This is a genomic window from bacterium (assembly GCA_023382385.1).
Lineage (GTDB): Bacteria > Electryoneota > RPQS01 > RPQS01 > RPQS01 > JABWCQ01.
On the sequence record JAHDVH010000005.1, the window covers coordinates 176,708 to 189,012 of the forward strand.

General features: G+C 55.2%; 4 protein-coding genes. 3 read left to right on the forward strand and 1 reads right to left on the reverse strand.

Going from position 1 to position 12,305, the window contains the following annotated elements; genetic code table 11:
* Window positions 1–86 precede the first annotated feature (86 nt).
* The 3 genes from KJZ99_11515 (at window position 87) to KJZ99_11525 (ending at window position 5,984) form a co-directional block, all read left to right on the forward strand.
* On the forward strand, window positions 87–2,852 hold the full coding sequence (locus KJZ99_11515) for a TonB-dependent receptor (protein MCL4306534.1): 2,766 nt from the start codon (window positions 87–89) through the stop codon (window positions 2,850–2,852).
* Window positions 2,853–2,883: 31 nt separating this feature from the next.
* Entirely contained in the window at window positions 2,884–4,191 is a 1,308-nt protein-coding gene (locus tag KJZ99_11520; protein ID MCL4306535.1) for a hypothetical protein, read from the forward strand.
* Between the two features lie 308 nt (window positions 4,192–4,499).
* Complete coding sequence (locus tag KJZ99_11525) at window positions 4,500–5,984, forward strand: MFS transporter (GenBank protein ID MCL4306536.1); 1,485 nt, start codon at window positions 4,500–4,502, stop codon at window positions 5,982–5,984.
* Between the two features lie 402 nt (window positions 5,985–6,386).
* Here the strand turns inward: KJZ99_11525 and KJZ99_11530 are convergent, their stop codons facing one another.
* On the reverse strand, window positions 6,387–12,290 hold the full coding sequence (locus tag KJZ99_11530; protein MCL4306537.1) for a right-handed parallel beta-helix repeat-containing protein: 5,904 nt from the start codon (window positions 12,288–12,290) through the stop codon (window positions 6,387–6,389).
* Window positions 12,291–12,305 lie beyond the last annotated feature (15 nt).

Genomic DNA, 12,305 nt, shown 5'->3' on the forward strand with positions numbered 1-12,305 from the left:
TCCTAACACTTGCCTCATTGATTCCTCGTATTGTATTAGCAAATTTGCGTGTCAAACAAATTGCTAATCCCAGTTAGAGGAAGAGAATGAACCAATTGCGCCTTTGTATCGCCTTACTACTACTCGCGATTCTGTGCGGTAGCCCTCTGTCGCATGCCGCGGTGATCACGGGTTATGTCAAAGCGGAAGACACTCGCGAGGGTCTGATCGGTGCAAACGTCCTTGTCGAAGGCACGCAACTCGGCGCGGCCGCAGGGGTGGACGGCAACTATGTCGTGCGGGGCATTCCCGCCGGCAAGTACGTCATTCGTGCCACGATGTTGGGCTACGATGCTAAGACTCGTTCAATCACTCTGACTGAAGACGAATGGCTGAATCTGGACTTGGTGCTCGCGACAAGCGCGATTGAGTTGCAGGAAGTTGTCATCACCGACGGAGCAAGAAGCGGTTCAAACGAGCGCGAAATCCTCGACCGGATGGCCGCCGCAACGATAACCGATGCCATCGGCAGTGAAACCTTGCGGCGACTTCCCGATCCCGACATGTCACAGGTTGTGCGACGCGCGACCGGCGTTTCGCGGATGGATGGAAACCCTGTGATTCGCGGATTGGGTTTGCGATACTCGAAAGTCACCTTGAACAATTCAATGGTGGCTGGCACGGAACCCAATCGCAGTGCGGTTCCGCTGGAACTCTTTCCCACCAATCTGATGCGCGATGTGACCGTCACCAAATCCTTTCTGCCTGATCAGATGGGCGAGTTCGGCGGTGGTGCCGTTAATATGTCCACGTGGGACTACCCCGAACAACGCCAGATGCGGATCAGTACTTCCGCCGGATTCAATACCGCCACGACGCTTCGCGAGTCCAGAACCTATCAAGGTGGCGGGCTTGATTTCCTCGGCTTTGATGACGGCACGCGTGCGCTGCCAAGCGGGATTGCGAATGCCGACGGCAAAATTGTCTCACGCGGCCGCTTCTCCGAGACTGGATATACATCAGAGGAGTTGCAGCAGTTCGGTCAGTCCTTCCAGAATAGCTGGAATCCCGTTGCGACAACCGCGATGCCCAATCTGAGCCAATCATGGTCGCTGGGGAACCGCACTCAACTATGGAACCGCCCGTTGGGCTACATCGTCTCGGGTACGTATCGCAATTCACAGCAGTACAAAGAGTCTGAGCGAATTGTGTATAAGGGCGGTGCCAACGGTTCCATCGAGCAGCAGCACAATTACGACTTTCAAACCTACACAAATTCCGTCACTCTCGGCGGATTGACTTCCTTCGGTTACTCGATTTCACCGCTGTCCCGCGTCAGTCTGAACGTTCTCTACAACCGCGATCTCGACAATGAGACTCGCCTCTATTCAGGCTACAATGACGACCGCAGCAAGGACGTGCAGGACACCCGCCTGCGATTTGTTTCCCGCAGCACCTTGTCGTCACAATTATCCGGCCGCACCGTTTTCCCCAGCGTCAGGCAGTCGCTCCTTGACTGGCAAGTGACATTCTCTCGAGGAACCCGCTACGAACCGGACACTCGCGAAGTTCAGTACGGATCGGAACGCGGTGCGGATGAATTTGTTTGGGTGGATGCCACGCAAAGCGGTTCGCGCACATTCAGCACGCTCTATGACAACATGGCGAACGCGGGCGCGGACTGGACCATGCCCCTGCTTCCCGACAATGCCCTGCAGCTTAAAACAGGCACCGCATTTCTGCTCAGGCATCGCGATGCCGAGACGCGCTTCTTCCAGTTTGAACCGGGTCCGAACGCCTCGCTCGATCTGTCGCTTGATCCCGAATCCCTGTTCTCTTCAGAAAACATCCGTCCGGACGGTTTTGTAATCCGCGAAGCGACTCGCCCCACAGACTCCTACAAGGCAAACCAGCATCTTGAAGCTGCTTACGTGATGCTCGATGCGAATCCTTTCCCGCGTGTTCGCACGATTGGCGGACTGCGTGTTGAAAACTCCATGCAGGAAGTGTCATCATACGAGTTGTTCTCAGCTTCACAGACTCCGGTCGTAGGACGCATCTCGACATTGGATGTTTTGCCTGCTTTGCAAGTAGTCTATCGCGCCACAGACCGCAGCAACCTGCGTTTTGCGGTGAGCCAGACCGTGTCGCGTCCGGACGTCCGCGAGTTATCTGAATTTGAATACACGGACATCGTGGGCGGTCACGCTGTGATTGGAAATGCCAACCTGAAACGCGCTCTCATCCGCCATTCGGACGTCCGCTATGAGTGGGCGCACGGAGTCGCGGATCTCATCGCCGCCAGCGTCTTTTACAAGCAGTTCCTGAATCCGGTGGAAGAAGTCATCCAGCCGACGGCCCAGAATCGCGTCTCCTACGAAAATGCCAAGAGCGCAAACAACTACGGCCTGGAATTGGAAATCCGTCAAGCACTGGGGCAACTTGTGCCGCTGCTTCAGCCGTTCGCGGTTTCCGCAAACCTCGCACTCATCCACTCGGACATTGTGCTGAGCGACAGCAGCAAAGGCATTCAAACCTCGGATCGCAGACCGTTGCATGGCCAGTCTCCCTATCTCCTGAATGTTGAACTGCTCTATCGGCACGATCGCACAAAAACTCAGGCAGGCGTCATGCTGCACGTCTTCGGCAAGCGCATCAGCGAAGTCGGCTCCGAACCGCTGCCCGATGTGTTCGAAATGCCGCATCCCGATTTAGACATAACGGTTGAGCGTCCACTGACCCGCAAAATGAATATCCGCGCTTCCGCTGGAAACGTGCTCAACTCTGAAGTTCAGTTCATGCAGGGAGGCCGCTACACCGAGCGCTACCGCCTTGGCACCACCTATTCCGCAGGATTCTCCTACAATCTATAAATCACCACAACAAGGACCCAGAATGACTGTAATGTTCAGAATTCTTCTGCCCATCATGCTGTTCGGCATGCTGCTAAGCATGGGATGCAGCGATGACCAGGACAATGACAACGGCGGAGGCAACTCCGGCCCGACTGTGCTTAGTGGAACTATCACGCAAAACATGACACTGACTGCCGACAACGAGTATCTGCTTCGCGGCGGTGTATTCATCGGCAACGGCACGAATGAAACCATTCTGACGATTGAAGCAGGCACCACGATTTACGGCGAGTCCTCGACGCAGGGTATGCTGGTCATCAATCGCGGATCGAAAATCATGGCAGAAGGCACGGCCCAGAATCCGATTGTCTTTACGAGTGACAAACCAGACGGCCAGCGGAATCGCGGAGACTGGGGCGGCTTGATTATCAATGGCCGCGCTCCGCTGAACACGGGTGCCGAAGCCTTCGGTGAAGGTGGAACCGGCTATTACGGCGGCAACAATTCCAATGACAACAGCGGCGTTCTGCGCTATGTGCGCGTGGAATTCGCCGGTCGCGAAATTTCACCGGACAACGAACTGAACGGAATCGCCCTGCAGGGCGTTGGCAGCGGCACGGTGATTGACTACGTGCAGGTGCACATGAACAAAGACGACGGCATCGAGTTCTTTGGCGGCACGGTGAATGCAAAGCATGTCTACATCACAGGCTGCGCAGATGACCAGTTTGACTGGACCGACGGCTGGTCGGGCAAGGGTCAGTTCTGGGTCTGCCAGCAGTACACCGATGACGCCGACCGAGGAATCGAAGCGGACAACAATGCCGAAAACAACTCTGCGACTCCGCGTTCAAATCCCACGATTTATAATGTCACATTGATTGGCGCGCGCGATGGTGGTCGCGCAGGTGTCAGCACAATCGGTATGATACTCCGTGAAGGCACGGCCGCGCAAATCCGCAACGCGATCGTCATGAACTTCACAGATTGCGGACTCGATGTGGACCATGCCGAGACATTCAATCAAGCGGTTGCCGGTAACTTGTCGGTCGCGAATTCCATCTTCCACGACAATGGTGAACCTTACCAGACCAGCGACAACGACGAGAATGGTTTCCCGCTCACAACAACTCAATTTGGCGAACAGGCCAGTGCAGCAAACCGCGTCGGCGACCCGCTCTTGGCCGCTCCCTACAATCGCAACACGCCGGATTTCCGACCCGGCGCCGGTTCAATCGCTCGCAACGGTTTTGCCGTGCCGCCCTCGGATGGCTTCTTTGATGCGGTTGACTTCATCGGCGGAATCGGCCCGAACAACAACTGGATTGCCGGTTGGACCACAGCAGCTCAGAACTGATGCTCTCAGCAATCGTTCTTGCTGGCGACTAATCCGATTCCTATCAGTTAGTCACGACCGAAAAGGGTTTGCCGCACAGGCAGACCCTTTCTCTTTCTCTTGACATAGCCCCCGTTTCTTCCTACCTTACCCCAACCTCGGACACGTGGTCTTCTGACCATTCCATTGTTACCCTGCCGGCAATCGGCCTGTTCACTCTGAGTTCAGGCCCGTGACTTCCTGACATTATTGTAGACTACTTCCAATACTCCTGCGGGACGCCCCGGCTCTCCCCGACCTCCGCTTTCTATCAATAAAACAGCAACAACATGACGACATCTGAATCTCTCGCGGGCCGCACTCTGCTTGGATTTCGTATGGGCTACTGGATGCTCTGTGTCATTGAGATGTTTGAGCGTCTCGCCTACTTCACAGTACGCAGCGTTGTGGCGGTCTACATCATGCAGGCCGATGATCCAGGCGGTCTGCATTTCACCGCTGCCGACAAAGGCACTATCTTCGCGTGGTGGTTTGTCTTCCAGTCCATTCTGCCGATGTTCACAGGCGGATACGCGGACCGCTACGGTTACAAGAAAACGATTTTCTTCTCCGTGACCATGAATATCATCGGCTTCGTCACGATGGCCTACATGCGAAGCTTCTGGGGCTTCTTTGGCGGAGTCATGATTCTGGCAACCGGCACGGCCTTCTTCAAGCCCGGCCTGCAAGGCTCCCTCGCACAGAATCTCGACAAGTCGAATTCGTCCGTCGGCTGGGGAATCTTCTACTGGATTGTCAACGTCGGCGCTTTCATCGCCCATCCCCTCGCAGGTGTCCTGCAGGTCGGGATTGGCTGGAAGGCGGTATTCCTTGGCGCTGCGGCGTTTACCGCCTGTAACTACATCATGCTCTTCACGTTCAAGGACTTCGATTCCAAGGCGGACAAGACCGAAGGCCCCCTGCACGTCTTCCTCCGCACGATCAAGAATATCTTTGAACCAAGGCTCCTCGCGTGGCTGGGCATCATGTCCTGCTTCTGGCTGATGATGTATCAGCTCTGGGATTTGCACCCTAACTTCCTGACCGACTGGGTAGATAGCTCGGGAGTGGCCACTATCTTGCCTGATTTCATGTCACATTCCACCGATCGAGGCATACAGGTTCTCCAGCAGAACATGCTTGCGCTGAATTCACTTCTCATCGTCATCTGCATGATTCCCGTCTCGTGGCTGGTGCGGCGCCTGCGCACCCTCGAGGCGATGGTGATCGGCATGCTGATCGCCACAGGTGGTATCTTGGTAGCCGGTCTGACGGGCAACGGCTGGGTCTTTCTGTTCGGCGTGGTCTTCTTCAGCGCGGGCGAGATGCTCACAGGTCCCAAGAAGAACGAATACCTCGGTCTAATCGCGCCGGAAGGGAAGAAGGGACTCTACCTCGGATATGTGAACATCCCGGTCGGTGTTGGCGGATTCCTGGGATCCAAGCTCGCGGGATATCTCTACGGACACTTCGGCGAAAAGGCCGTCCTCGCGCAAAAGTACATTCTCGAGCACACTCCGTTGGGGCAAGGGAAGCAGTGGAACGGCGACCCAGAGTCGCTCTCCACGCTGCTCGGCGTCGAGCGCACCGCCGCCTTTGCCAAATTGCAGGAGCTGACCAGTCTGGATGCACATCAGGCGACGCAGCTGCTGTGGGACACCTACTCGCCGCAGTATGCGGTCTGGTTTCCCTTTGCCATTGTCGGAGTGATCGCCGTTGTGGCCTTAGTCATCTTCTCGCAGAGGGCAAAACGCTGGGCCGACATGAACGCCTGATAGACCTGCCGCCTCGGAAGATCAGGGTGGGTCAATATTATAAAGGCGCGAGGGCTGAACAGGCTCTCGCGCCTCTCTTTGGGTGATTTCTGCTTTAAGCCAAGTTGCTGCATGGAGTTGCTAAGTCTAATAAAATGCAAATACCTCTTGACCATCCGTTCAAATCTACATATATTAGGACCTGCTAAGTAGCCCAACCCCGCTGCCCCCGCCTTTCCCCAAGACCTTTTCTGTCCGCCTCCGATGCCTGCACGACCTCTTTCTTCGCTTCTCCCTTTCAGATATCGCTTCGCCTCGCCCATTGTTCTGTGAGCCGAGTCGTTTCCTGTTACAATGAAAATCCCCCGCCGCCACTTGCGTGACGGCGGGGGACCCTTCCCTCACCCCCGGCTTGGGGTCGTCTTACCGGATCAAGACCATCTTCTTGACATCGGTAAATCCGTTCACACTGATGGTATACATATACACACCGGTCGAGAGGCTGCTGGCGTCAAACGTCACCGTATGACGGCCGGCTTCCAGCTCGCGGTCAACGGCCGTCGCGACGACCTGACCCAGCGTGTTGTAGACCATGATCTTCACGTGACCCGCATCGCGCAAGTCGAACCTGAGGTTCGTCGTCGGATTGAACGGGTTCGGATAGTTCTGATACAGAGCATAGTTGTCCGGCAGCGACGGCGTGCTGAACAGCGGAACGGTTCCGCCTTCAACTTCGATAATTTCGCCGGTGTTGTCGAACATGCTCACGGACGTCAGGGCCAACTCGCTGTTGGCCGTCAATGCACGCGTCACGCGGAACGTCACGGTGCCCAGAATCGCATTGCCTTCCAGCGTGGACCAGCCGCCGCAGGAAGCCGCAACGAAGCCGACCTGACCCTTGACGCCGCCGATAACTGCCGACTTCGCGAACAGCGTTCCTTCCGGAGCCGCTGCCGTTCCGGTCGTCGAAGTCACGACTTCGAGTGCCACATCGTCATAGCTCAGAATCGCTTCGACACCCTTCACCGCGTTCGCTTCGTTGCCATACATCGCGACCGTCACGGTGAACTCGCTGCCGACTTCCATCGTCGCATCCAGCGGCATCTCGAGCGCAACCACCGGGGCTTCGTCAAGACTGTTGAACGGACGATACTGCAGCGGATCGGGCTGAATGCTGAACTCCTTCAGGCCGCCGACCGGCGATACCGCACCATAGTTGAAGCCGAACGGCACGAGGTCCTGGAAGTTGATGGCGCCCGCGCCATCCGGATCCGGAATGCTCTTACCCACCGTTCCGTTCTCAGCTGGCAGCCAGACCGGACCGATATTGCGATAGCCGCCCGCGTTCGTGAAGTAGACCGGCGACAAAATTGCCAAGTCGTCATTATCCACGCGGCCGCGCGAATTGACCGGACCTGGGTCATCCGCCGTGCTGAAGTCACCCAGCCAGTAGTTGGTCGAACGATCTGCATTCTGCAGCATCGCAACCGGCGAATTCAATGACCAGTTTCCGCCAGCATCCTTGACAAACGTCACGTAGCGATAGATATCGCGATACGTCGCCGAATTGGTATCACCGTCAACCCAACCACCTTGTGCATCCAGCCAGTAGGTCGTCGAGCCGTCGATGTGAGTGTAAAGATCACCGCGGTTGTTGTTCGTGCCGTAAGTCGCGGAGGTAATGGTTCCACTGACAGCAGTCTGCGTAGCAACCAAAGTCCAGCCTGACGGCGGAACGCTGGTCACATCGTAGTTGGCAAGGTTGTTCCATAGGTCATTCGGGTAGGCCGGATACTCACCCGACAGCGGGCTGCGGTAGATACGCATTTCCTGAGCGTTCGGTCCGGCAGCCCACGACCACGCGAGCCACACACCGAGGTGCGCCGGACGTGCGTCGAAGTAGGTTAACGTGTTGCCCGGAGCCGTCAGGTCGATGCACATCGTAAACGAACCGGCGTCACAGTTGCCCGCACAGTCACACAATTGCAGACCGAACGTATAGGTCTCACCGTCGGCAGTATTGGGTACTCCGCTGGAACCGACAATCCAGTTCCACAATGTCGTCGCTTCTGCGTCGTCAAACGGCCAATCCGCATTGGCAAACGGAACCGAAACGAGCAGCGTGTCAGTCCCGCCATTCAACCAGATCTTGAGCGATTGCAGAGCCGCACCGCACGCCGTCGCATTGGCGAGATACGTGATGTCCAGATCGTCATCGAGGCCAAGATAGGTGTTAACACCGTAGCAACCCAAGGCCGCAGGCGTCACCGTCAGATCCGGCGCGGTATTGTCGCGGCCGACATTTTCCAGATCAACCGTTAAGGCCACGTTACATTCGGTGTCGACCAGATGCAGGGTCAGCGTGTTGCAGCCTTCGACCAGCAAGCCGTAGAAAGTCGCGGCGTCACCAGCCGACGGGAACGTCGGAGCATAACCGGAGCTTTGTGTCGGACCAAACAGGCCGAACGAACCGCCGCCCGGTGCGAAGGTCACCCATGCGGTATCCAAGTCGGCCGCGTTGTCCGTAAACGTCGCGCTAAAGGCATCGATTAGCTGCGAAGCATTGCCGAACGCGCAGGCCACGCTGTTCGCAAAGTTGCTAATGACCGGAGGCGTGCAGTCGACTTCGATCGCAATGTCTCCGAGATCAAGTGCGTTGACATGATTGCCGCCGAGGTTATCAATCCACAACGAGCTGACACTCGTGATGGCATAGACACCTGTCGGCGCCGTGACGGTCAGCGGAATCACCGCAACGTACTTTGTGTAATCGCCCGTGCTGAATCCCGGGCCTTCAAATGCCATGTTCACGATGACGCAGTCATTGACGGCCATCGCATATGCACTGATTAGATTTGCATCCTCGTTCGACGGCGGGAACACCGAACCCAACGGTCCTGCCGTGAAACCTGCCGGCAACTCGATCACAAGCTCGAGATTCGGAATGCCTGCAGTGCCCAACGTCACATACAGGTCAACCGTGTTGCAGCCCGTATTGCAGCCCACGAAGTCGTCGCTCACGAGCAGATTGATCTCCGAACAGCCGTTCGGATTCGGATTGTTGTCCACATTTCCGCTGTCGCCGCCAATCACATACGTTCCCGGATAGCCATCGTTACTGGAATAATCCGAGTAGCAGTTGCTGTCCCAGGTGTGACCGGAAGTATTGTCAAACGTGTTGACATTGTTGGAAAGCGTGTTGCCGGTAACCGTTGCATTGTCAATCGTTCCACCAGCGACCGTCCAATCCACACCGTAATCCCAATTCGAGACGGTGCTGTTTGTCAAGGAAACATCCACGTTTCCGCCGTCAACATATGCTGCAACGCCAACCCCGCCAGCAGACCCGTCGCCAATGACTGCAACGCCGTCAATGGTAATCGATTCGTCGTCATCCAGGTTCCGACTTCCGGCGAAGCCGCGAGTCTCTGTCTCATCGCTATACGCTTGTGGCTGAACTCTTGGAACGGATAATGCCGCTCCGGTCGAGTAGAAGTAGAGACCGAACTTCGCATATGCCGTGACGGCATTCGAAGAAATAAAGCTCCCTCCATCCATTGTAATGTTCGCGTCAATACCATACAAACCCAATTGTGCATTCGACGTGCCGGTGTTGACCAAATCAAGATCACCAAACGACAGAATGCTCGTCGCCACCCAGCTTGGGCCCGTGTAACAGACGCCGTTTACAGAACTGTTCGCGAGGCTGCCCGTTGTATTGGATCCATACTGGAAGCCGTTCTGAGCAGTGACTCCGGTCGGGCCGGCACCGTAGATGTGCACGTTGTCACAGATCACATTGGTTCCAGCGCCGGAGAAGGCAGTACCGTTCTTCTGGAAGTCGGTGATGTTAACATTGGTCATGTAGACAGTCTTGCCTGTCGTGTTATGATTGACGACTACTCCAACTCCGTGTTGACTGCCGCTAAACGGCGTGTCACGCACGGCGACAACATCGACATTCGTCAATGACCCGCCGCTGTTCCAGAACGCAATACCATTCATTCGGTAGTTGACGTTGCCTTTGCCGTCACCGTCAACCGTAAGACCTGAAACTTGAACGGTCGAGTTATCAAGGAATAACACAGGATAGTTAGAGTATCCCGGCGTGGGGTAAGAACTCGGCATTGCGGTGGCCGGAGCCTTGATAAAGGTGCTTCCCACACCCGCACCGATGATGTTCAGATTCGTGAAGTTCTGAGCATGCACCTGCCCGACGTACGTACCGGCCAACAGATTGATCGTGCTGCCGGAGACCAAGCCCAGAGCTTCCTGAATACGATTCAGGGATCCCGTTTGACCGCCTTCAGCATGCACAATCAGATTTGATAACTCTGGAATGAAGCCGCGGGCACCGCCATCCTGATCGGCTCCGTTTGAAATCATCGGAGTGTAGTCAAAGCTCGAGAGCGGCACTGGAGGAGCTCCAACACTGCCCACAGTGACTTGGGTTGCGTCAGATGTTCCCCAATAGTTATTGGAAAAGTCAAGAACCCAGTTTTCGCCTGCGTCATATGCGCTTGTGTGGAACTCATTCCCACTCAAACCGCTGATGCTGTTGCGATTCACATGGATGGTATTCAGTCCGGTCACGGTCGCATCGGTATCAAAGTAAATAAACCGCTGGCCGCCGTTGATGTAGTTCTCATACACATCAATTCCGTTCACAGGATGATTGTACAGCGCCAAAGCAAGAGCTCGATCCGGAGATCCGACAAAATCATTGTGACGAACCGTTATATTCGACACGCCAGCAAGAGAGTTGGTGAACGCCTTATAGATGAAGAGACCACGTGTGCAGGTGTTGAAGAGATTGTTTTCGACCAGGCAGTTTTCGATCTCTTCAAAGTAGACCGCCGCGAAGTTGGCGCTATTGAACGTGTTGTTGTGAATGTAGACATTCTTGAACCAAGAAGAGCCGCTATCATTCGCATTGTAGATTCCAAGCTCACAGGCGTTAAAAGTGGAGTTTCTCAGTTCAAAGCCATCCACTTGGCGGGCAGAAGAGCCTCTGATACAGGTTTTATTCGATGTCGCCGGCGTGAAAACACAACCGTCGATCAGCAAGTCGGTAAGCAATGATGCTGCCCCGGTATGTTGCATCTCCAAACCACGATCCGTGAACAAATCAAAGTCAAGATTGATCAGTTCCAAATTGCTAATTCCACTTGCATCAGTGTATACACAACGGTACGCCGTGGTTATCTTCATATCCCGTATCGTAACGTCGCTAGCATAAATCCTGAATACGGGGATATTTCCAGCAGGCGGATCAATGATCGTCGATCCGATGCCCGCACCGGCGATAGTCAAAGGAACATTGATGTTTAGACCGTATTCCGCATACGTACCGGCGAGGACGTTGATTTCGTCACCGGAAGAAGCAGCATTGATGGCAGCCTGAATCAGCATGCCGGGTCCAACCCAGAAAGAACCGTCATCAATCTTCTTGATGTACTTGTTCGTGGTCAGGTGGCCGTAATTCGCGACATTAGCAGCCGCAACTGCTTGCGCCAGCGACGGGAACAGGTAGATTCTCTGATACTGTGGTGCTTGGTCATCGTTTCCATACAGCGCGTACATTGCGTCAGCGGCCTGAAGCAAAACATCAGGCGTTCCCGTGTGCCCATAGGAGATCGGGTAAGGTGGGCCGGCCGGCAGGACATTCCCTTCTTCAATGTAGATACCGCCGCCACCAAGGCCAAGTTCGCCAAAAGTATTGGTTCCCGAGACCACAACTCCGCTAAACGTTCCATAGTAGGATTGAAGACGAAGTCCGCCCCAGGGATTGTTGTTGGTCGTCACGTTACTGATCGTGGCATTACTGACATCTCGCAAAGCAATGCCGCCGCCAAAATTGTCGTGCGACGTCACGTTGTTCAGCACAAGTCCCGTCACGCTTGGAATATCGATACCCGTTCTCCAGAAGTTAGTCACGGTGATATTTTGCGCAGTTCCATTCGTGGTATTGCTGAACTTGAGTCCGTAAGTGGGATCTGCAATCGCGTCGTTCGTCAGCGTAAACCCCGATACGGAGACATTTGCGCCGGTAATATGAAATCCGGCATTGTTGGGACTTGATAGACCCGACGCATCAATCGTCACGACACCTTCGCCAGCTCCGATGATCGTGAGATCATTGGTTGTCACATTCACTATCTCATTATAGGTCCCAGCACCGATGTATATGACGTCAAAGGCTGCCGAGGCATTGACCGCGGCTTGAATCGTCGTATAACATGGCAAGTTCCCGCCGCATGTTCCTGCGGGATCGACATACCGATCTGCCGCCCAGCTGTTGCCGGCAATCACGAAGAGTGCCAGCAAGGTGAATACAAATAA